At 62.2% G+C, this 20,777-nt stretch carries 20 protein-coding genes; 8 read left to right on the top strand and 12 right to left on the bottom strand.

Annotated elements, in window-relative coordinates:
- Positions 1-15: 15 nt before the first annotated feature.
- Positions 16-1,107 carry a 2-aminoethylphosphonate ABC transporter substrate-binding protein gene (phnS, locus tag P3T25_RS37405; RefSeq protein WP_154564299.1) on the bottom strand — a complete coding sequence of 364 codons (1,092 nt, stop codon included), beginning with the start codon at positions 1,105-1,107 and terminating at the stop codon, positions 16-18.
- A 375-nt stretch (positions 1,108-1,482) separates the two neighbouring features.
- On the opposite strand from phnS, the gene P3T25_RS37400 reads away from it, so the two are divergent.
- A complete protein-coding gene (locus P3T25_RS37400) occupies positions 1,483-2,592 on the top strand; it encodes a 2-aminoethylphosphonate--pyruvate transaminase (protein ID WP_266240283.1) in 1,110 nt (369 codons plus the stop codon).
- A 108-nt stretch (positions 2,593-2,700) separates the two neighbouring features.
- Here P3T25_RS37400 and P3T25_RS37395 read toward each other — a convergent pair whose 3' ends face one another.
- Positions 2,701-3,456 (bottom strand): DeoR/GlpR family DNA-binding transcription regulator, encoded by a 756-nt coding sequence (locus tag P3T25_RS37395; protein ID WP_266240276.1) that lies wholly within the window; start codon positions 3,454-3,456, stop codon positions 2,701-2,703.
- 175 nt (positions 3,457-3,631) lie between these two features.
- Here P3T25_RS37395 and P3T25_RS37390 point away from each other — a divergent pair, with 175 nt between their 5' ends.
- The gene (locus P3T25_RS37390) at positions 3,632-5,191 is read left to right on the top strand and encodes an ABC1 kinase family protein (protein WP_266240275.1); all 1,560 of its coding nucleotides are present in this window, start codon (positions 3,632-3,634) and stop codon (positions 5,189-5,191) included.
- A gap of 87 nt (positions 5,192-5,278) precedes the next feature.
- Here the strand turns inward: P3T25_RS37390 and P3T25_RS37385 are convergent, their stop codons facing one another.
- Complete coding sequence (locus P3T25_RS37385) at positions 5,279-6,289, bottom strand: L,D-transpeptidase (RefSeq protein ID WP_429362050.1); 1,011 nt, start codon at positions 6,287-6,289, stop codon at positions 5,279-5,281.
- Between the two features lie 414 nt (positions 6,290-6,703).
- Between P3T25_RS37385 and nadE the strand changes: the two genes are divergently transcribed.
- A complete protein-coding gene (gene nadE / locus P3T25_RS37380; RefSeq protein ID WP_429362048.1) occupies positions 6,704-7,564 on the top strand; it encodes an ammonia-dependent NAD(+) synthetase in 861 nt (286 codons plus the stop codon).
- Positions 7,565-7,700: 136 nt separating this feature from the next.
- On the opposite strand, the gene P3T25_RS37375 is transcribed toward nadE, so the two are convergent.
- The 5 genes from P3T25_RS37375 to P3T25_RS37355 all read right to left on the bottom strand — a co-directional run bounded on the left by P3T25_RS37375 (position 7,701) and on the right by P3T25_RS37355 (position 12,871).
- Positions 7,701-7,967 (bottom strand): RNA-binding protein, encoded by a 267-nt coding sequence (locus P3T25_RS37375; protein WP_154564309.1) that lies wholly within the window; start codon positions 7,965-7,967, stop codon positions 7,701-7,703.
- A 5-nt stretch (positions 7,968-7,972) separates the two neighbouring features.
- A complete protein-coding gene (locus P3T25_RS37370) occupies positions 7,973-8,119 on the bottom strand; it encodes a hypothetical protein (RefSeq protein WP_166618253.1) in 147 nt (48 codons plus the stop codon).
- Positions 8,120-8,519: 400 nt separating this feature from the next.
- Complete coding sequence (locus P3T25_RS37365) at positions 8,520-9,173, bottom strand: hypothetical protein (protein ID WP_429362045.1); 654 nt, start codon at positions 9,171-9,173, stop codon at positions 8,520-8,522.
- 253 nt (positions 9,174-9,426) lie between these two features.
- A complete protein-coding gene (locus tag P3T25_RS37360; protein WP_429362043.1) occupies positions 9,427-11,091 on the bottom strand; it encodes a S10 family peptidase in 1,665 nt (554 codons plus the stop codon).
- Between the two features lie 223 nt (positions 11,092-11,314).
- Complete coding sequence (locus P3T25_RS37355; RefSeq protein WP_429362041.1) at positions 11,315-12,871, bottom strand: S53 family peptidase; 1,557 nt, start codon at positions 12,869-12,871, stop codon at positions 11,315-11,317.
- 306 nt (positions 12,872-13,177) lie between these two features.
- Between P3T25_RS37355 and P3T25_RS37350 the strand changes: the two genes are divergently transcribed.
- Entirely contained in the window at positions 13,178-13,687 is a 510-nt protein-coding gene (locus P3T25_RS37350) for a DUF1993 domain-containing protein (RefSeq protein WP_154564317.1), read from the top strand.
- Between the two features lie 136 nt (positions 13,688-13,823).
- On the opposite strand, the gene P3T25_RS37345 is transcribed toward P3T25_RS37350, so the two are convergent.
- Both P3T25_RS37345 and P3T25_RS37340 read right to left on the bottom strand, forming a co-directional pair.
- Positions 13,824-14,144 carry a YnfA family protein gene (locus P3T25_RS37345; RefSeq protein WP_154564319.1) on the bottom strand — a complete coding sequence of 107 codons (321 nt, stop codon included), beginning with the start codon at positions 14,142-14,144 and terminating at the stop codon, positions 13,824-13,826.
- A 186-nt stretch (positions 14,145-14,330) separates the two neighbouring features.
- On the bottom strand, positions 14,331-14,960 hold the full coding sequence (locus tag P3T25_RS37340) for a LysE family translocator (protein ID WP_154564321.1): 630 nt from the start codon (positions 14,958-14,960) through the stop codon (positions 14,331-14,333).
- 155 nt (positions 14,961-15,115) lie between these two features.
- Here P3T25_RS37340 and P3T25_RS37335 point away from each other — a divergent pair, with 155 nt between their 5' ends.
- Complete coding sequence (locus P3T25_RS37335; RefSeq protein WP_054039235.1) at positions 15,116-15,583, top strand: Lrp/AsnC family transcriptional regulator; 468 nt, start codon at positions 15,116-15,118, stop codon at positions 15,581-15,583.
- 65 nt (positions 15,584-15,648) lie between these two features.
- A complete protein-coding gene (locus tag P3T25_RS37330) occupies positions 15,649-15,882 on the top strand; it encodes a hypothetical protein (protein ID WP_054039234.1) in 234 nt (77 codons plus the stop codon).
- Positions 15,883-16,126: 244 nt separating this feature from the next.
- Here the strand turns inward: P3T25_RS37330 and P3T25_RS37325 are convergent, their stop codons facing one another.
- Positions 16,127-17,599, bottom strand: a complete 1,473-nt coding sequence (locus P3T25_RS37325) for a carbohydrate porin (RefSeq protein WP_429362056.1) — start codon at positions 17,597-17,599, stop codon at positions 16,127-16,129.
- Positions 17,600-18,209: 610 nt separating this feature from the next.
- Complete coding sequence (locus tag P3T25_RS37320) at positions 18,210-18,404, bottom strand: hypothetical protein (RefSeq protein WP_429362037.1); 195 nt, start codon at positions 18,402-18,404, stop codon at positions 18,210-18,212.
- 393 nt (positions 18,405-18,797) lie between these two features.
- Between P3T25_RS37320 and P3T25_RS37315 the strand changes: the two genes are divergently transcribed.
- Positions 18,798-18,941, top strand: coding sequence for a hypothetical protein (locus tag P3T25_RS37315; RefSeq protein ID WP_154564325.1), 144 nt, complete (start codon positions 18,798-18,800; stop codon positions 18,939-18,941).
- A gap of 136 nt (positions 18,942-19,077) precedes the next feature.
- Entirely contained in the window at positions 19,078-20,754 is a 1,677-nt protein-coding gene (locus tag P3T25_RS37310; protein ID WP_154564327.1) for an NRAMP family divalent metal transporter, read from the top strand.
- Positions 20,755-20,777: the final 23 nt, after the last annotated feature.

Below are 20,777 nucleotides of genomic sequence, written 5' to 3'. Positions count from 1 at the left end.
GGCGAACGGTCCGGCTTACTTCGGCTTGACGACTTCGATCTGCTTGCCCGACGAACCGATCACATCGCTCTTCCAGCGTGCCGTCCAGTCAGCCTTCTTCGCCATCACTTGCGTCCAGTCCACCGGGATCAGCGTCACGCCGGCAATCGCCTTCTTGACTGCTTCGCCGTTCTTGCCGGCGAGCGGCACGTCCGTGCGGCCCGGGATGCCGAAGATATCCGGCACCTTGGCTTGCACGTCGGTCGACATCAGGTAGTCGATCAGCTTCTTGCCTTCTGCCTGATTCGGGCCGTTCTTGATCAGGCCGATCGCGTACGGCAACTGGAAGGTGGTCGGCTTATCGCCGGCTTTGGCTGCGAGGAAAATCGGCTTGAGCGACAGACCGCCGTTCGCTGCATCGTCCAGATCCATCTGCAGGTCGCCGTTGGCGAAGGCGATTTCGTTACGCGAGAGCAGCACGTCGAGGTAGCCCGTGCCCTTGGTGTGGAACTTGGCGCTCTCTTCGAGCTTCTTCAGATAGTCGAACGCCTTGTCTTCGCCCATCAGCGACGTGGTCAGGATGATCACGGCCATACCGTCGCCAGCCGTAGCCGGGTTCGAGTAGGCGACCTTGCCGCTGTAGTCCGGGTGCAGCAGGTCGGCAAAGGTCTTCGGCTGGTTCTTGGTGACGTCCGGGTTGATCGCGAACGAGAAGTAGTTGTTCACGAAAGTCGCCCACGAACCGTTCGGCGCCTTGGCGATCGCCGGCACGTTCTTGTAGTTGGCGCTCTGATAAGCCTGCAGCAGGCCGCTCTGGTCGGCTTGCTGGATGAACGGCGGCAACGTGACGATCACGTCGGCCTTCGGCTGATCCTTCTCGATGGTGGCGCGGTTCACCACTTCGCCGCTACCTGCCGTGACGATGTTGACCTTCACGCCTTCCTTCTTTTCGAAGGCCGGCAGCACATCCTTATAGAGGTTTTCGAGGCCGTCGGCGGTGTACAGCACCACTGCGTCAGCCGCATGGGCCTGCATCGCCGTGCCGCCGAATGCTGCCGCGGCGATCAGCGCCGGCAACAGTTTGCGTGCGAGGCCAGCCGTGGCGTGAAGGGAATTCGTCTTTGTCATGTCGCTCTCTCCGAAAGGCAAAAAACCAGACGGTCGGGATATCCCGATACCTGTTGTGATTGAACGGCGGTAGCGCCGCGCCGCTTGCGTGTTGCCCGCAGCCAGTTGCCGTGCAGTTTCGCCCGAATTCGCGCGGATTGCAGATTGCCGACAACTTTGCCGCTTCTTCTCCAGCCTGACTTACAGCTCATCTACGACACTCGCGCTGCCGGCCATGCCTGAACGGGCACGGCAAGGATCACAGGTTTCCATGACAACGCCATGACTATTCTGTCGAATTCCAAAAATTGACACAATTCGCCAATAATATCCAAATCAATCTTTTCGTCACCCTCCCCGGGCGACGGACATTCATCTGATGACGGAGGCTGTGTGATTCCTGGAAACGATCCGATCCTGTTGACCCCGGGCCCGTTGAGCACTTCGCGGCAAACCCGCGAGGCGATGCTGCGTGACTGGGGCTCGTGGGACGCCGCTTTCAACCGTATGACCCATAGCGTGTGCGCTGACCTGGTCAAAATCGTACATGGTGAAAGTGACTATGTATGCGTGCCGCTTCAAGGCAGCGGCACGTTCGCGGTCGAAGCGGCGCTCGGCACGCTGGTGCCGCGTCAAGGCTGCGTGCTGGTTCCGAACAACGGCGCGTATTGTGCCCGTCTGATCCGGATATTGCAGCGAATGGGGATCGCTTATGTGGAACTGACGCTGCGCGAAGACGAACCGGTCAGCGCGGCGGCCATCGAAGACGCCCTGAATCGCGACTCGCGTATCACTCACGTCGCGCAAGTCCACCTGGAAACGAGCGCCGGCCTGCTCAATCCGCTCGACGATATCGCCGCGGTGTGTCAGCGGCACGGCAAAAGTCTGATCGTCGACGCGATGAGTTCGTTCGGCGCGCTGCCGATCGATTTACGGCGCGGCGGCATCGACGCGCTGATCTCGGCGAGCGGCAAATGCCTGGAAGGCGTGCCGGGCATAGGATTCGTGATTGTGCGGCGCAGCGTGCTGGAACAGAGCGAAGGACGCTCGCCGTCGCTCGCGCTGGATCTGTACGATCAATATGTCTATATGGAGAAGACGACGCAGTGGCGCTTCACGCCGCCGACTCATGTGGTCGCGGCTTTGCGTCAGGCGCTCGATCAGTTCTTCGCGCAAGGGGGACAAGCGGCGCGCGGTGAGCGCTATACACAGAACTGTGCGGCGTTGGTAAGCGGCATGAAAGCGCTCGGCTTCGAACCGTTTCTGAAACCCGATGTGCAGGCGCCGGTGATCGTCACGTTCTACGCGCCGCGCGACCCCGCGTGGAATTTTGCAAACTTCTACGCCGCGGTGCGCGAGGCGGGTTACGTGCTGTATCCGGGCAAGCTGACGCAAGTGGACACGTTCCGCGTGGGTTGCATCGGCGCGATCGATGCGAACGAACTGCATAACGCGGTGGCCGCGATCGACCGTGCGCTCAAATGGCTCGGGATTCGCGTGAAGTGAAGTGAAGTGACGTGGATGCCGCGGAGCGGCCGTGGTGCGCAGGTACGTGGGGCGCTCGCTCATGCGCCCAGGCCGCCAGCCGCTCGGGTGCTCCGTGGGCACAGCCGCTCAGGCGATCAGGATTTCCGGCCCATGCGCCGTGATCGCCTTGCCGAGCGCCTTCTCCGGCGCCAATTCGGTGACCAGATAGCGCGCCGATTCGATACCGTTGATGCGCACCGGCGTCACGCGCCCGAACTTCGAGTGGTCGGCGACGACCACCACCGTGTCGGCGGCGGCGATCATACGGCTGCGCACTTCGGCGGCCATGCGGCTGTAGTCGGTCAGGTAGCCGTCCGGCGAAATGCCGCCCGCGCCAATGAAGGCGAAGTCGGCGTGGTACTGCGTCAACTGATGGACCGTGTCGAGGCCGAAAGTGGCGTCTTCGATATCCGACAGTTCGCCGCCGAGCAGCGTCACGCGGTTATCGTTGCGGCGGCCAAGCAGCAGCGCGATGCGCCAATCGTTCGTATAGACCGACAGGCGATGCCGGTCGAGCAGCACCCGGGCCACCGCCTGGGTGGTGCTGCCCGAATCGATGATCAGCGAGGCGCCGTCCGGCACGAACTCGGCCGCGCGTTCGCCGATGGCCCGCTTGGCGCCGGCGTTGGCGCCTTCTCGCGTATCGAGGTCGGGCTCGCGCCGGTCGCTGGATAGCGCGCCGCCGTGGGTCGTGACGAGCAGACCGCGCCCGGCCAGTGCATTTAGATCGCGGCGGATCGTCTCGCGCGACACATTCAGTTCGCGCACCAGTTCAGCGACCGAGAGCGCGCCGGTTTTGGCGACTTGCGCCAGGATGTATTGGTGACGTTGTTCTGCGAGCATCTATTGGAGGCCGGGAGCCGGCACGCTTGGGTTTCGCCACGATTGGAGAAGGCCGCGGTATTGTATTACGCGTGGCGCGGGGATGCTCCTCTTACGGCGCTTACCTGCTAACCTGAACGCCTTGGCCGCGCGCCGACGCCTGTCGAAGCCGCGTAGTCCGTCAACCGAACTGCCGATGCCGCCACTGTTTCGCCGTTTACTGCTGCTGTTCCACGCGTTGCGTTATGGCGCACGCCTGCTCTGGCTTGCCGCCCCATCCGACCACAAACTGCACTGGATGATCGAGCTGATCGGCCGCGTGCACGCGGCCGGGCGCAGCGGCGCGAGCCTGCACGGCGTGCTGCCCGCGCTCGGGCCGCTCGCAAGCCGCTTCGCGCAGACCCTGGTCGAGCGGCCCGAACTCGCGACCGGCACCCTGCACGATGCCATCGACGCAATTGATCATCTCGAAGCCCCGTTGCCGCCGCAGGAATCCGAACAGGCTTTGGCACGCGCATTCGGCCGGCCGCTCGCCACGATCTTCAGTGCAGTCGATCTGGTGCCGGTGCGCGGCGGCTTTGCCGAACAGACGCACTTCGCGCGGCTTATCGTGCCGGTCAACGGCCATAGCGAAGTGGCCATCAAGCTGGTGCGCGCCGATCAGTTGCAACAGATCGGCGACGAACTCGCGCTTCTGCGCTGGGTCGCGCGCTGGCTGGAGAAACTTTCCGGCTCGGCCCGCCGCCTGCAACTGCGGACGTTGGCGCAGACCTTCACCGACGACATCCAGCGCCGTTTCGACCTGCGCGCCGAAGCCGCCAATCTGAGCCAGACCGGCCATCACTTCGACGGCGACCGGCGCATCGTCGTGCCGGTCGTGATCTGGGACCTGTGCACCAACCAGACGCTGACGATGCAACGCGTCAGCACCTTGGCCGCCAGCGACCTGCCCGGCCTGCATTTGCATCACGTCAAGCTTGCGCCGCTGGCTGCACATATCGTCGAGGTGGTGACTGAACAGGCATTCGAGCACGGCTTTTTTCACGCGACGCTCGACGCGCGCAAGGTGCGCGTGAGCATCGAACCGGACACACTGGGACGTCTCGTGCTGGCGGAGTTTTCGATCATGTCGAGTCTGTCGACCGGCGAGCGCGAATTCTTCGTACACGGCGCGACCGCCCTCTTCGACCAGGACTACGGCCGGCTCGCCGAACTGCATCGCGACGCCGGTCATGTGTCCGACGACACGCGCAAGGAGATGCTCGAAGCCGAGTTGCGCACGCGCGCCGAAGCGCACTTCGCAGCCGCGCCGGAGGAGCGCTCGGCGGGTTCGCTCTTTCATCATCTGCTGCACGCCGTGCATCCGTTCGACGGCGCCGTGTCCGGGCGGCTCGCCACCGCCCAGCGCTCGTTCCAGCAGGCGGAAATGCTCGCGCGTGCGCTGCATCCAGGCGTCGATACGTGGAATGTCACACGCGGCGTGCTGGCGGGCATAGCGCGGCGCGACATGGATCACCGCGGCTGGATCAAGCGCATCTCGCGCGAGTTGCCGCATTTGGCGCATATGCTGCCGCGCGTGCCGCAACTGGCCGTGCGCTATCTGCAGCATGAGCACGATCGCGCCCGCACCCCGCAGCAGAATGCACAGTTGATGCTGGATATCAGCCGTGAATATCGGCGCACGCGTGTGCTGCTGTGGGCGTGCGCGGTGTGCGGCGGAGTACTTGGCGCGGGGACTGTATTGCTGATGTGGTGATGATTGCAGCTTCGAACAAGACGCGCGTCTTGCGTCCCGGCAGTTCGATATCGGCTCAGCACCCTCGCCCGCCGCTTAACCCGCCGCTTAATCCGCTGTGTCGGCGCCGGCCGGCACTTTCGCGCGCACCTTGCTTCCCGGGGCTGGCGCCCAGGCCGGGCGACTCTTGCGCGCCGAATCCACCACGACGATGTAGCGCCCCGCCCACGGCGTCACCTGGCAATCGCTTTTCAATACCCACAGCGATTTGCCGGACTCGACGAGCGCGACATATTCAGCGTCGAGAATGCCGTAGTGGTCGATAAACGCATTGAGCGAAGCGGGAATCCGCACGCAGCCCTTCGAATGACGAATACCGAGCAGCGGCTCGAGCCGGTCCGGATCGGTGGCGTGCATCTGGAAACGCATCTGCGACATGCCACCCTTGCCCCAACCCCGTTCGCCCTGCGCCCAGCCGAGGTCGAAGATCCGCATGTCGCGCTTGCCGTAGCCGCGGATGTGGTTCTCGTTCAGCGTGCCTTCGGAGCGAAAGTCCATGTTGGACGGCGTATGTTCGAACACGCCGAGCGGCGTGATGAAGTGGTCGTACTCGCCAGGCCTGCCCGTTGAGACCGGCGACGCGCCGATCATCTGCCAGTTGTCGGACGGCGTTGCCCGGAAATAGATGAACAGCGCCTGCACGTTCGCGTTGCGATCGACCAGCACGACATACTCGCCCGACAGGCTGCCGAGCATGTGCTCGCCGAGCGCCGTTTGCAGACGGTCGGCATAGGCGCGCTGCTCCGTGGCCGGCACTTTCAGCCGACGCGTGACGTCTTGCGCGAACACGTCCCGCAGCAGAAACGCGCGACGCGGGTCGACCACGCCGGCCGCACCGGGCGCGGCAACGGCCGACGCGTCGACCGCGCGCGCCGGGTGGTTCGCCACTGCGGATGCCGATGGTCGGGCGGACGTGGCGCCCGAAGCCGAAACCGTGCCCGACGCTGCGATAGCGGCGCCACATGACGCCGCGCAAAAGACAGCCGCAAACACGCGCGCCAGATAGCGCACTGAACCAACGGCGCGCGCGAAACTCGGCACGAAGCGTAAATCCGACATACACACCACTTCGCTTCGACGATCTACCGATGCGGAAGTACTGCGGTCCGGTGCAGGCTGGCGAGGCCAATTGGGGTAGTTCATCGCGTATTTGAGCAAACCTGATTATTATTGATTGCTCGCCGGCTCACGGCGGCGCTCGGAACGAGGATGTTACTAAGCACATTGGCATCTGTCGATGAAGACTCGACTAATTCACCCATATCACCGTATTAACAACCGATATTCGACGCTCTGCGCCGCGGTTTTAAAAGCAGCGCAAAGTGAATTGAAAGCCAATCCGCGATAAAACCGCGAAACCGATTCGTCACGACATGCTCGCAGAATCGGCTCGTTCGTGGACCGGTCGCTCGAGCAATCCGCGCGAGCGTTCATGGTTGACACTCGCGTTACGCACATGGAGGAAAGAGGAACATGACGCAACAGGACCCAGCCGCACGCCAGGCAAGCATCGCAGCGGAAATGCATGTCGCCGCCGAGTTCGACGCCGCACAGGAAATCGAGCACCGGGTCGCCTTTCTGGCGAACTATCTGCGCAGCAACGGCCTGAAAACTTACGTGCTCGGCATCAGCGGCGGCGTCGATTCGACTACCGCCGGTCGGCTTGCACAACTCGCGGTCGAGCGGCTGCGCGCCGAACATTACGACGCGCGTTTCGTCGCGATCCGTTTGCCCTACGGCGTGCAAAAAGATGAAGCCGACGCGCAGCAGGCTTTGAGCTTCATTCGCGCGGACGAAAATCTCACCATCGATATCAAACCCGCCGCCGATGCAATGCTCGCCGCACTGGATAACAGCAGTGTGCGATTTAACGACGACTCTCAGCAGGATTTCGTCCACGGCAATATCAAGGCACGCCAGCGAATGATCGCGCAATACGCGGTAGCCAGCGCACGGGCCGGCGTGGTGATCGGCACGGATCACGCGGCCGAATCGGTGATGGGATTTTTCACGAAGTTCGGCGACGGCGGCGCCGATGTGCTGCCGCTCACCGGCCTGAACAAACGTCGTGTGCGGGCACTGTCCAAAGCCTTGGGCGCACCCGAATCGCTGGCGCACAAGGTGCCGACCGCCGACCTGGAAATGTTGCGCCCACAACGACCGGACGAAGACGCATACGGCATCCCTTACGATGATATCGACGACTTTCTGGAAGGCAAACCGGTGAGCGACGCGGCGCGCGCAACAGTCTTGCGCTTCTATGATGTCACGCGGCACAAGCGGGCGCTGCCCTACACGCCGTTCGATTGGCCAGTGAAGACAGGCGGGGAATGAGAAAAGGGAAGTAAAGAAAAGGGAAGTAACAACCAGAATGCGCGGGGAGGATGCCCGTCAGGAATTTGCGCCTGACGCAGCGCGTTCTCCCCACGCGGCGCATTCGAAGCAATCGGCAAACGCGGTTGCGACAGACTCAGTGAGCAGGCGGTGTGTCGTCACTAAACAGATCAGCACTGGCCTCGAGCGTCAGGCCGCCCAAATGCTTGCCGTGAATCTGCCGCGCGATCACCTCGCCCACATACGGCACTTCCGCGTTTAACTCGACAGTAGCGTAGGCGCTGGGTTTTCCGGCGTCGACCACCTCGACGTGTTTCGCGTAATGCCCAAGCTCACGCTTGAGGAATTCCCGCACTTCCTGCTCGCTGCACGATTCCGCGATATTGCGCACGATCAGGTTCATGCCGCCTACCCTCGGCGCGCGCTGCGATCCGCAGCCTGCACTCGCACCGGGCGCAGCGCTGCACGCTGTTTCGCCTGAGCAGCCGCGAGTTGGCGGATCAAGGCGGCGCCGGCCGCACCCACAGCAGCCAATGTCAGATAGAAGGCAATCATTTAAATCTCCCCTTCGAATTTCGTCCTGTTTTCAGGATAGCCACAATCGACAACAAAAGCGATGCGACACAATGTCGTAAAACGGACCTACGAAAAACTTCCGTTAATGCACTGTACCTGAATAAGCAGCGATAAAAATAGCAAAACACATGTTCATTCAGTGGTGCAGGCCCGGTACACGCACCAGACGCGGACGCTGGACGCAAAAATCGGGCCGCACCGGACAGCGGCATGCATCGCCAGCGGCATCCTGCGGGGGACGTGCGCAAAGGGCGGGCTGATCGTCGGGATCAGTCCGCCGCTTGCACGTTCGCCGCGCTCACCCACCATGCATTCTTGCCTTACGGCACGTGAACCAGCACCGCGGACGAAGCGTCGACGCCGTCGGAGACAGCCGGCCTCATGGCACGCTGTCGCGACCGTCGCCTCGTCCGTTGCTGTCGCCGGTTGCGACATCGAGACGGCTCACATCGCAAGACGTCTGGCTAAAGCCCGAATAGACCACCGACCAGTTACCGACAATCGCGGCTTGCGCCTCCGCGAGACTCAGCTTCCCTTCGCAAACGCAGCGTTTGAGCATGACCGCGGCGCGCGCCTTGCGACGCTCGCCCTGCTGGCCTGCCCACGGCAGAAGATCGAGATTGGCGGGTGCGTTCGGCGAGCCGCCGAGCACAATGGGCACGCGCCTGTCCAGCGCGAAAGCGGGACCGTTGTCGGCAGTGATGCCGCGCGCGGCAAGCATGCGGTCCTTGTGGGCCATCAACTCGTCGAACGGTGGTGCAACCGTGTCCGCATAGCCGGGTCGGCAAATCGTTTCACCTACCGACTCCTGCGTGACGTGCTCGTCGAGCATCGCTGAATCCTGAGCCTGGACTTCACCGACGCGCAAGGCGAATATCGCGGTGAAACCAAGCAGGAACGCAAGACGCATCTTGCGGCCGGGACGCGCCGCACTCCACCGGCGCGCAGGCGTCGGCGGAACCGTCTGGTATGTCCTGCTGGTTGCGTCGCTGTAATAGATGATGCGGCGCCCGTCTGCAATGCCTGCGTTCATTCGTTGGCGCGCCGGCAGCGGCGCGCAATAGTTCAATTCGCAGACTAATTAAAACACATTCAAAATCCCTGCGCGAAAAAGGCATACAGACGCAGGTTAGTGAAGATGCGCCCCAAGGCGCTCGCAAGTGAACGCCAGCGCGGTCCTGGCGTGCACGAATACACGTGGCAGGACCGTGTCGATACGCCGTACAAAGGCGGCGCAGTTGCCTGCGCCGCGCCCGGGCACGGCTCAGGCAACGCGCAACCGCAAGCTACTTCGCCTTTTGCACCACCCGAGCCTGCAAGGCGCGGATACGGAAGAGCGCCTGGGTATTGGACACCGTCGTGTCGTACATCTTGGCGAGATCCGCCTTGAGCGCGGTACGCGAACCACCGTCGAGATAGACCATATGTCCCGACGGATAAAAACGCGCCGACAGATTCTGCCGGACCTGCTGGCTGACAAGCGGCATTTGCTGCAGATCGAGCACGGTCTGATAGAACGGCGTGACGTAGTCGAAGAAACCGTTCGCCGACAGCACCTTCAGGTCAGGATTGAGCGCCATCACGGCGGCAAGGTCGCCGGCGGTGTACAGAATGATGTTGCCCTTCGCGTCGAGCCCCTTCTGCGCGCCGGTCGGATCGATATGGCTGAAGTCCCAATACTGGAATGCCTGATCGTTGAGGTCCGTGAACGCCGAATTCGACGTGTATTTCAACTGCTCATTCAGATACACGTTCCACATCGTCGTATAGACGCCGGTCACCGCCGTCATGGTCGGATCGTTGCCGCCGGAATTCGGGTCGATCTTGCCGGCGATGCCGGTGTTGATCGCCGTCACGCGGCCGTCGTACTCGCCGAGCGCGAGACCCTGCGATTTCAGCAGCGTGGTCAGGAACAGCGAATTGCCGCGGCTGTCGTACGATGCGATGTCGAGGCTCCAGGCGAGCAAGGTGGTTTTGTCGATACCGGTGTATTCGCTGAGTTTTTCGACGGTTGCGGAATCCGTCGTCGGAAACTTGCGCAGCGCCGCCAGATAGTCGGTGCGCGCGAATTGCGCCACTTCTTCGGCAAACGTGCCGAGGTCGGTTGGCCGCGGCGCAATGCCGAGTTTCTTGTGATACCACGCGTCCGCCGCGGTGGTGGGCAACGCGCCGACCGGGTTGCCGGATTGCGTGTAGTCGAGAATGGACGATTGCAGCGTGATGCCGTTCAGATCGACGCCGTCTTCGTGCAGCCGGTACGCCAGCACGCAACTGCGCGCCGTGCCGTAAGACTCGCCGAACAGATACTTCGGCGAATTCCAGCGGTTGTTCTTGGTGAGAAAGCGCTTGATGAACTGCTTGATCGAGTCGGCGTCCTGGTCGACACCCCAGAAGGCGCGGTTCGTCTTCGGCGCAATGGCCGCCGAGTAGCCGGTGCCGACCGGATTGATGAAGACGAGGTCGCTCTTGTCGAGCAGGCTGTCAGGGTTGTCTTCCATCGAATATGGCGCGGGCGGCGTAAAGCCCGGCATTGACGTCCTGATGCGGCGCGGCGCGAACGAGCCCAGCAGCACGAACACCGAAGACGAACCCGGGCCGCCGTTGTAGAAGAACGTCACCGGGCGGGTTTCCTCCTTCTGATTGTCCTGCGTGAACGCGACGTAGAACATCTTGGCTTCAGGCTGCGAACTGCTTGGGTCGACAATGACGAGGTGACCCGCCGTCGCCGTGTAGTTGATCTTCTGGCCGCCGATCGTGGTCGAATGGTGCGTCACCGCGGCTGTTTCCGAGGTATCGGTGACGGAATCGTCCGGACCGTTGCCATACGCGACCGGGTCGAAGAACGGCTGATCTCCGGCTTTGTGCGACGTGCCGGCGGCGGCCGTCGCGGGCGAAGCATGCGTGTTGTGTGACGACTGCGGACTAACGGAAGCTGACTCGGTGTTCGTCATGATCGCTCCATGGATTCGTTAAAGCCTTGGTGTGTCTCTCTTGATGTGTCTCGATGTCTCTTGATGTCACTCGTGTGTCCTGCGTTGCCTGCGTCTCCTGAAGGCAAGCACCGTACCGCCTGCGGCCAGAACGCAACGCACCGGGACCAAGCGCGGACAGCCGGTGAGCGCCGGAGCTGGCAATCAGCGAGGCGCGTTCCGAACTGAACCGCGACTCATCAGACTATAGTGCCGCCGCCACCTTCTGACCATTGGGACTGCCGAGCCCCGTGCACGCATCCCAGCCTGGCGACGCGGCGAAGCTGCCGTTGTTGCCCTGGGTGATGTCGTTGAACGCAGCCGGCGCCTTGTACAACTTGGGGTTGATGAAACCGGCCGGTTGCCCCTTCGCCGCGTTGATCCGCGCAATCAACGCCGCCCACAGCGGTGCAACCGCGCTGGTGCCGCCGACCACCGTCTGCGTGCCGTCGATCAATACGCTATAGCCGGTGATGGGCGATGCATCGCCGGCGACGTCCGGCACGCCGCGCCCGCTGAGCGCCGTCTTCGCGCCGCTCGATGAAGTGGCCGACAGACCCTGTTGCCACACCGGCACCGGAAAGGTCCGGCTCACGCCACCGCCGCCTGCGCCGCCCTGTGCGCCGTCGTTCCACACCACCTCGTGCGAAATCGATGTGCCCGACGCGGTCAGGCTCGTGCCGCCACATGCCAGCACGTAAGGGCTCGACGCAGGAAAGTCGACCTGATCGCCGCTGGAACCATCGCTCGAGCCGCTATCGCCCGACGCCGCGCAGACCGTCACACCGAGCGCTGCCGCCGTTTGCAGCACACTGTTGAACGCCTGCTGCGACTGGCTGGTCCAGTTCGACTCCGGGCCGCCCCAACTGATCGAGACGACCGAGGGTTTGTTGGTCGCGTCATGCACCGCTCGGCTTACTGCGTCGATGAAACCGGCGTCGCTGTTCTGTGTGAAATAGACCGCGATCGTCGCGCCAGGCACAATCGCACCGACGATCTCGATGTCGAGCGTGACTTCGCCGTCGGGCCCGTTCGGGTCGCCGCTCGGCTGATTGCTGCCCTGATCGACACCGACAGATTTCACCTTGGGTGAAGCGACGCCCAAGCTCGCAAAGTAACTCGTGAGGTCGGACGTGTTGTACCCGCCGCCAAGTTCGATGATGCCAACGCATTCGCCGCTGCCGTCGCCTTGCGGAAACTGATACAGCGACGCGAGCTGCAGCGGCGTAAAGGACGCCTGATGCGCTTTGGCCGGCTGGAACGGCGGCCGGATGCGAAAGTGCGGCCGCGCCTGAGGCCGGTTATCAAGGCCGAGCACGGCTTGCACGATGCCGTGCAGATCGTCCGGCACACTGATCGTGCCGGTGCGGCCGCGGAACTGGCCCGCCGTGTGGTGCTGGTAGTGTTCCAGCTTGACGCCAAAGGCGGTCTGGAACTGCGCGATCGTGCCGTTCAGCACCACCTGGCGCGCTGCCGGATCTTCCCGCACCACCGTCAGGCCGTGTGCAGTGGCAAAGGCTTTGACCTTGGCGATGTCGTCCGGAGCGGCGCTGTAATCTCTTGCAAAGGCCTCCCGCGATAGAGGTTTGACGCTCGGGTCGCCCGCTTCGATCTTGCTCATCAGTGCGTCGAACTGCGCCTGGTGTTGACGGCGCAGCATCACGAAAACCTCGATCCGTTCTGCCGGATCGCATTGCCCAACGACTGTCGAACCTTGTTCCGCCGTGCGCTCGCTTCCCGGCAGCGGTTGTCTATTGACCATGGTGTCGATTCTCCTGTTAGCGTGACGGCGCGGGCCGCAAAGCAGACCCCAGGCACGGCACGCGCCTGCACGAACTCACCGCCGCGTGGCCAGCGGCGGATTGCTGTTTCAAGAACTTCGCCAAATCGTCCGACCCATGCATTCGAACACAGTTCCGGCGCGCGCGGCAGTTGTCCGAATGGCTAACGCCGCGTTCGATCAATGCGCATCGCGCAGCACCCGCGCTATCATGCTGAAGCGGCAATCCAGCCGTTGCAGCGCCTCGCGCGCCACCCGCGCGCACGATCGAAGAATCAGAGGAACCCCATGTCAATTTCGATGTATCAAGCGTCATTGCCCGTGCTGGTGCGCGGCATGACTAACCTGCAAGTCATCCTCGGCAAGGCCGAGGCGCACGCTGCAGAGAAACAGATCGACCCGTCCGTGCTCACGAACGCGCGGCTCGCGCCGGACATGCTGCCACTATTGCGCCAGGTCTATATCGTGAGCGACACGGCGAAGGGCTGCGCCGCCCGTCTGGCCGGCGTCGAAGCACCGAAGTACGACGACGTCGAACAGACCTTCGAAGAACTCGATGCTCGCCTTCAAAAGACGATTGATTATCTGAAGGAATTCAATCCGCAACAGATCGACGGATCTGAAGAACGTCCGATCACACTGAAAATGCGCGTTGGCCCGATCGAGTTCACGGGCCTGTCATATCTGCTCGGTTTCGTGCTGCCGAATTTTTATTTTCATGTCACGACGGCGTACGACATTCTGCGTCACAACGGTGTCGAACTTGGCAAGCTCGACTATCTGGGCGGCATCAAGTAAGAAGGCGTATGCGCTGTGGCGTGAGTGCCATGTGATTGCGACATGAACTGCACATGAGCCGCACATCGGCCGCGTGCGAACCGGCGCATGAACCGCTCATGAAGCGCGTACGAGCACGAGCAGTACACGTGCGGCGTCAAACACGCGGCTGGAACGCGATGATCGCCATGCCGGCCAGGGTGAATGCCACACCGGCCGCATCCCACAGCGTGGGGCGCACTTTGTCGACACCCCATAGCCACACGATCGCCACTGCCACGTACACACCGCCGTAAGCCGCATATACGCGGCCTGCGGCGGTGCCGTGCAGCGTCAGCAGCCAGGCGAACAATGCGAGGCTGAGTGCGCCGGGCACCAGCAGCCAGATGGAGCCCCCCTCCTTCAGCCAACGCCAGGGCAAATAGCACCCAACGATCTCGGCAATGGCGGTCACGGCATAAAGCAGAAAAGTTTTCATCGACAGATAGAAGCGAGCGGTTGTGTTGCCGCGGGACGGTACGCGGCTGTCTATCGGCTTTATTAACACAATCACTTAGCGCGCGGGCATGATGCATGCGTCGACAGTCGCGTCGCGCCACTCTATTCGCTACCTGTCGTGGGCATCGCATCACCGTGTGCCGACATCCGGAAGTCCGGAAGTCAGTCAGTCCAGCGAAAGCCGCAACGCAAAGCCGATCAGCGCCGCTGAGAAAGTCCAACGCTGCAGTGTCTGCGCGAGAGGATGAGCCCGCATCCAGCCGGCAATGCGCGCCGCGCCAATCGCGTACGCGATGTCGAAACATGCGCCGATGGCGAGCAGCACCAAACCTAGTTCGACCATCTGCAGCGCAACCGGTCCGGCTACAGGACGCACGAACTGAGGCAATAACACCGAGCAGAACAACAGTGCTTTCGGGTTCAACAGATTGGTCAGCAAGCCCTTGACGAAAGCGGTCCGCAACGGCCGCGACTCGGCGCCCATCACACCACCTTCGGGCAATGCGAACACCGGTGAACGGAAGATCTGGATACCAACCCACGCGAGATAAACCGCGCCGCCGTAACGCACCACGTCGTACAACCAGGGCGCACTGCGCAGCAGCGCCGCCACCCCGCATGCCGACAATGTGACGTGCGTGGCCCGCGCCACCCCAAGGCCGCCAGCCGCGGCGAAGCCACTGCGCACGCCGCGTCCGATGCTGGTCTGCAGAACCAGCGCCATGTCGGGCCCAGGCACGGCATAAACCACAAACAACGCAGCGATATAAACGACCAGAAGGTGTGCGGAAATCATAGAAGCCTCTTGTTTTCAAGGGCTCTATCTTGCCGTCGTCGGCGGAGGGTTTGCTGGCGAAATACAGGAGCAGCGTCCTCATCTTTGAAGGAATACGCTAACATTCCACTCCCGAGCCATGTTTTCCGCCAACGCACTGTCAACACCCCAAAGCCATGACAACCGACCTCGATAAAACAGACCGCGCGATCCTCGCCGCGCTGCAGAACGACGGCCGCATGTCGAATGCACGGCTCGCCGACATGGTCGGCCTGAGCGAGACACCTTGCGCCCGCCGCCTCAAGCGCCTCGAAAACGACGGCTATATCGATCAGTACCGCGCGATGCTTTCGCGCTCCGCCCTCGGCCTCGGCGTCGTCGCGTTCGTCTATGTGCGTTTTGCCGTGCACGACCGCGCGGTGGCCACCCGTTTCGAACGCGAGGTCCAGGCAATCCCGCGAATTCTGGCGTGCCACAACGTGTCGGGCAGCGCCGACTATATTCTGCAGGTGGTCGCGCGCGATCTCGACGATTACGGCACGTTCATGCGCGATGAGATGCGCAGCCTGCCGGGCGTGACTTCGGTGGAATCGGCGTTGTCACTCCGGGAAATCAAGGCTAACGGCGGCCTGCCGCTGTCCTGACTGCGGACGTGGCATAGTCACGCATTTGATACGGCGCGAGCCGACCAGACGAGCACGGAGTTTTCATGGATCACGAACAGGCGAGAGCCGAAGAATCAGCCGCGATGGAGCGCGTCTTGACTGCAACCACGCGGGTAAAGGCGGCCTTCGCGTCACTGCAATCGCAATTCCCGCCGGCCGGCAGCGGCCAGCCTTCGCAGTTCGCGCTGCAAACGTTCGACGCTGCGTTGCAGGAACTCGAAGATGCGCAGGCCGCATTCGACGAATTGCTTGGCGATCTGCTTGACGGCAATCGGTGAGTGGCATAGCCGGTCTCTTCACTGCATAGCTGCTGCGTAGGACGCGTGCGGTGGCCGTCTTCAGTTTCCACCGAGGCGGGCGTCGCGTTATTCGGGGAGGCGAGCGGGGCTTGACCGTTAGTTGCGTATCGACGTCATGGAACTGGAATTCCCACAACGCCGCATCGCCCATCCCCCTACCCGGTCCTGCGGGCTTCAACGTGCCACTGCGTCCAGAAGCGCGTTGAAACGGCCGGCGGTCCACTCAGAAAACGATATTGGTCCGCAACCCGACGATCGCTTCGTTACCGACGCGTTGGGACGGATTGCCCGGATCCGGAATACCGCCCGCCGGCCGGAACACATATTGGAAGTCCGCCTGCAACTGCCACCACGGTGCGACCTGATACTGGTAGGTCGCCTCGACGACAGTCTCGGCGCTGCGCGATGGATAGCCCGGTGTCGTCAGCGAGGCGGTATCGCTCGCGAGCCCTTGAGCACGCGAGCCGATCTTCGCGTAACCGACGGCCAATCCGGCAACGTCGTTGTCACGCCCTTTGAACGGCGCTTTAAGTGTTACACCCGCATTCACGCCGAGGTGCACCAGATTCCGATCACCCGGCGCGCCCATGACTCTCGCGAAAAGACCCACCGACTGCGGACTGTCCCCGCCCCGTTGCCAGACCGTCTGATCGGCCACTGCGTAGAAGCTGTAATCGCCCCGGTGACTCGCCGGCACGCCACTGCTCGCCGGATTCGCCAGCGACAAACCGGCACTGTCGAAACGCTGGTCCGCAAATTTTTGCGTGTTGTACCAGAAGCCCAGCTTGTAGGTGCCAGACAGACCGGCTGCCTGCGTACCCGAGGGATTCGCCGCAGGCTGGTTGATGGCGTACTGCACCTCGCCGATGAACAACGCGCCGCCACGCAGATTGAAATTCGTGCCGTGGCGGTTCTGTTGCTGTGGGTCGCCCGTCTCGCTGCCCACCGGATTGCCGTCGAAGACACCAGCCATCACAGTCCAGGCATCCGAAGGCCTGGCGCGCAATCGCACGCCGAGTGACGACAGCGGATAGGCAGGGCCGCCCGCCGGCATATCGACCGACGGCAACACAGGCCAGCCGAAGGTCGCGTTGACGAACGGCGTCGCGAACTGGCTCACCATGAATTCCTGGTCGAGACTCTGCTGCCCGACCTTCAGGTCCACTTTTCCGCCGATCAGGGATTGCTGATACCAGAGCTCCCATAGTCTCGTCGTGTCGTCGGCCTCGATACCGCTAGCGCTTTGCAGGGTCTGCAGATTCCGTTGGCTCAGATTGCTGCCGTGAATCTGCAATGCCGAGACATTAAACGTGCCACCCGGCAGTCCCACCGCTTTTTCCGTGTCGACGACGATACCGAACTGGGTCAGTCCATCGTAAGCGCCGCCTCGTTTGACGCCGCCCGACAGGTTGTTCAGATACTCGCTGGTTTCCTGCAGGTTGAAGGTCACGCCGTAGTTGCCGAGCCAGGGGCGCAGCCCGCCCATGTCGTCGAGCAGATTCGAACGTTCCCAGAGTCCGGTGGGCGCGGCAGGGGTCTGCTCAGCGGCAGACGTCTGCCCTGCGGCCGGAGACTGAACTGCGGCAGGCGCCTGATCCGAGGCGGGCACCGGATCCACTACCGGCGTCTGTGCCAGCACGGACGGCGCCACGCCGACCGACAACAGAAACGTCAGCCCGACGTGGCCGCCCGACATCCACCACCCCGCTCTTTCAGGGACTTTCTGCGTGAGACAAGTCTGAGCGCCGCGCGCGCGGCGCGCCAAAGAACGATACGACAACGATTTGACGAACATAAGCTCACTCCCATCGGGTCCGGCAAAACCGGGCGATGTACGAAGACGTGACCGGGTCTCGCAAACAATGCGATACCGATCAAACAGAGGGAGCGTGCGACTGGCAGACCGGCTGGAACCGGTCACTGAAGACGCGCGCTAACCCGAACGGAGCGAGTTAGCGGCGAAGGAGTAATCCTGCTGCTAACTCGCGGGTACTGCGCCGGCGTAGACCGGCATCGGACTTCCACTACTGGAGCATGTGTCCACGGGGGACTCCTTTTGCTGAGACGGGCGGATTGTATTCGGCACACTTATAAAATCGCAAGTAAAAATCACACAAAAGAGATCGCACTCCGAATTTGCTGGCGAGCCCGTCACCTGCCCCAGCCGTTGCCCTGCCGTTGCCCTATCCACCGCTGCATCCGCGCCCTTCATTCCCCTGTCCTTCCTGTCACTTCTGAAAGACTCAGCCTTGCCAGCAATAGCGAAGTGCGTTGCCGCACGCATAAAAAAAGAATATTTGCTTCGCTTAACGAAGCATGTTGACTTCTGCTTGCGGGAGTGCATAAAATTCGCCAGTCATCACAAACGGGGCCATTGCCTTGGACATCAGCAGTAGTCGATTTTCGAACAGTTTCACTGCCTGACCGGCCCGACGCCCGCGCTCTCTTTTCTCAGCCGCCGTCTCGCCAGCAGGCAGACGGTGCGCGCCGTAGTAACTCACCCCGTGCACCTTAACTAGCGCCATTCGGCCGCGCCGTGCTTACGCACGTCCCGCAACCATATGGCATCGCGTCGCGAGCATCCACTCGCGGCAGCGTTCGCTCACGCCGGTTCGATCCATTCGAATTCCGGTGCGGTCGAGCGCGTGGACGAGCACGTACTTAACGAACGCAGATTAGCAACGTCGATAAGCAACGCAGATAAACAAAACCGATAAGGAGCCGCCATGCCGGACAGTGACAGTTATCCCTTATGCCGCTCAATTGCCACGCAATTTTTCATTTGCCTGAGGAAAGCAAGTAGACGTTCGCCGCCGCGCGCGTAGTGCCGGCCGCGCTCCGTGTCTGTTGGCTTTCCGCAACCCGCGTCAAGCCATACGCACCGGAGAAATACCATGTACATCGCCGTCCTCGTACCGACCCTGCAGCAAGCGCATATTCACAGCGACGCTGCACTCGCGCTTCACAGCATCAAGCCGCACTGGCTCGCCGTGTCCTGGCAGCGCGTCAAAGCGCTCATCTCGAACCCGGCTTCGTAATTAGGCACTGTCAGCACCCGCACGCCTTCGCGATCCGCATGCGCCGCCGTCGCTCGACCCCATTCGACGACACTCGCGCTGCGGATCCCGAAGACGCGCCACTGCATACAAACCACATCTACTCAGGCGGCCAAAAATGTCCACTCCAATCAATGTCTCACCGCCACGCAGCGCCGTTCTCGACGAAGCCCATCTCGGCGACATCAAAGGCGCGCTCGGCACCATCGCGCACCACGATACCGCGCCTCGCAACAACTGGTGGGCCCGCATCCGAACGCTGCTTGCGATCCTTGGGCCCGGCCTCATCGTGATGGTCGGCGACAACGACGCCGGCGCCTTCGGCACCTACACGCAAGCGGGACAGAATTACGGCACCACCTTGCTGTGGACCATGCTGCTGCTAGTGCCCGTTCTCTTCGTCAATCAGGAAATGGTGCTGCGTCTCGGCGCCGTGACCGGCGTCGGCCATGCCCGGCTGATCTTCGAGCGCTTCGGCAAGTTCTGGGGGGCATTCAGCGTCGTCGACCTGTTCATCCTGAACGCGCTCACTATCGTGACCGAGTTCATCGGCATCACGTTCGTGCTGGATTTCTTCGGCATTTCGAAAGTGGCCGGGGTCTGCATCGCCGCCGCAGTGACAATGGCCGCAGTCAGTACGGGCAACTTCCGGCGCTTCGAGCGCTTTGCGGTCGCGCTCTGTCTGTTGAGCCTGTTGCTGGTGCCCGTACTGGTGTCGATTCATCCGCCGGTCGGCCAGATGGCGCACGACTTCCTGATTCCGAACTGGCCCGCCAATTCGAAACTGAGCGATGTGATGCTGCTCGTGATCGGCATTGTCGGCACCACTGTCGCGCCGTGGCAGTTGTTTTTCCAGCAGAGCTATATCGTGGATAAACGCATCACGCCGCGCTTCATGAAGTATGAGAAAGCCGACTTGTGGATCGGCATCGTATTCGTGATGATCGGCGCGGTGGCCATGATCTCGTTCTGCTCTGCACTGTTCGCAGGCAAACCCGAGTTCGGCAATTTCACGGATGCCGGCGGCGTGATCGCCAGCCTCGAAAAATATGCCGGCCGCACACCCGCGGTTCTCTTCGCGGTTGCTCTGCTCGACGCCTGCATCATTGGCGCGGCCGCCGTCTCGCTCTCCACCGCTTACGCAATCGGCGACGTGTTCAAGATTCGCCACTCGCTGCACCGCGGCGTGACGGACGCGAAGGGCTTTTACGTCGTCTACTTCGGCATCATCGCGGCCGCAGCGACGCTGGTCCTGATTCCCGGCAGCCCGCTCGGTCTTCTGACTGAAGCCGTGCAGACGCTCGCAGGCGTGCTGCTCCCGAGCGCGACCGTATTTCTGCTGCTGTTGTGCAACGACCGTGCGGTTCTTGGTCCGTGGGTGAACTCGAAGAAGCTCAACTTCTTTACAGGCGCAGTTGTCTGGGTGCTCGTCATGCTCTCAATCATCCTGACTGCATCGGTGATGTATCCGGACATTACCGGCGAAGCAATCATTGAAGTACTGGCCGGCGGCACGCTACTGGCCGTGGTCGGCTACGCTGCAACCGTGACGGTTCGCAGGCTGCGGCTCGCATCGACGGATACAGCGGCTTCCGCGGTCGCCCAGGCTTCCGCTGGCGAGCAGCAGTTTTCGAAAGAAGCACGCAATATGTGGCGCATGCCACCCCTGGAAGAACTGCCGGCACCGCAACTGACGCTATCCAAACGCATCTGGATGGGCGTGCTGCGCGGCTATCTGATCGTGGCGGTCGCACTCGTTGTCGTGAAGGTCGTGCAGATGACGTTGCTGCATTAAACCAATGCTGCCCGCCTGCTCAC

Origin of the sequence: Paraburkholderia sp. GAS32 (assembly GCF_050434225.1) — a bacterium.
GTDB lineage: Bacteria > Pseudomonadota > Gammaproteobacteria > Burkholderiales > Burkholderiaceae > Paraburkholderia > Paraburkholderia madseniana.
This window is presented reverse-complemented; position numbering and strand designations above follow the sequence as displayed.

Excerpts from the sequence above, each read along its gene's own strand:
- P3T25_RS37365 (WP_429362045.1), bottom strand. The coding sequence starts at position 9,173 with ATGAACGCAGGCATTGCAGACGGGCGCCGCATCATCTATTACAGCGAC.
- P3T25_RS37345 (WP_154564319.1), bottom strand. The coding sequence starts at position 14,144 with ATGAAAACTTTTCTGCTTTATGCCGTGACCGCCATTGCCGAGATCGTT.
- P3T25_RS37395 (WP_266240276.1), bottom strand. The coding sequence starts at position 3,456 with ATGCTCGCAGAACAACGTCACCAATACATCCTGGCGCAAGTCGCCAAA.
- nadE (WP_429362048.1), top strand. The coding sequence starts at position 6,704 with ATGACGCAACAGGACCCAGCCGCACGCCAGGCAAGCATCGCAGCGGAA.
- P3T25_RS37310 (WP_154564327.1), top strand. The coding sequence starts at position 19,078 with ATGTCCACTCCAATCAATGTCTCACCGCCACGCAGCGCCGTTCTCGAC.
- P3T25_RS37370 (WP_166618253.1), bottom strand. The coding sequence starts at position 8,119 with ATGATTGCCTTCTATCTGACATTGGCTGCTGTGGGTGCGGCCGGCGCC.
- P3T25_RS37335 (WP_054039235.1), top strand. The coding sequence starts at position 15,116 with ATGACAACCGACCTCGATAAAACAGACCGCGCGATCCTCGCCGCGCTG.
- P3T25_RS37315 (WP_154564325.1), top strand. The coding sequence starts at position 18,798 with ATGTACATCGCCGTCCTCGTACCGACCCTGCAGCAAGCGCATATTCAC.
- P3T25_RS37355 (WP_429362041.1), bottom strand. The coding sequence starts at position 12,871 with ATGGTCAATAGACAACCGCTGCCGGGAAGCGAGCGCACGGCGGAACAA.
- P3T25_RS37375 (WP_154564309.1), bottom strand. The coding sequence starts at position 7,967 with ATGAACCTGATCGTGCGCAATATCGCGGAATCGTGCAGCGAGCAGGAA.
- P3T25_RS37385 (WP_429362050.1), bottom strand. The coding sequence starts at position 6,289 with ATGTCGGATTTACGCTTCGTGCCGAGTTTCGCGCGCGCCGTTGGTTCA.
- P3T25_RS37340 (WP_154564321.1), bottom strand. The coding sequence starts at position 14,960 with ATGATTTCCGCACACCTTCTGGTCGTTTATATCGCTGCGTTGTTTGTG.
- P3T25_RS37360 (WP_429362043.1), bottom strand. The coding sequence starts at position 11,091 with ATGACGAACACCGAGTCAGCTTCCGTTAGTCCGCAGTCGTCACACAAC.
- P3T25_RS37325 (WP_429362056.1), bottom strand. The coding sequence starts at position 17,599 with ATGTCGGGCGGCCACGTCGGGCTGACGTTTCTGTTGTCGGTCGGCGTG.
- phnS (WP_154564299.1), bottom strand. The coding sequence starts at position 1,107 with ATGACAAAGACGAATTCCCTTCACGCCACGGCTGGCCTCGCACGCAAA.
- P3T25_RS37330 (WP_054039234.1), top strand. The coding sequence starts at position 15,649 with ATGGATCACGAACAGGCGAGAGCCGAAGAATCAGCCGCGATGGAGCGC.
- P3T25_RS37350 (WP_154564317.1), top strand. The coding sequence starts at position 13,178 with ATGTCAATTTCGATGTATCAAGCGTCATTGCCCGTGCTGGTGCGCGGC.
- P3T25_RS37390 (WP_266240275.1), top strand. The coding sequence starts at position 3,632 with ATGCCGCCACTGTTTCGCCGTTTACTGCTGCTGTTCCACGCGTTGCGT.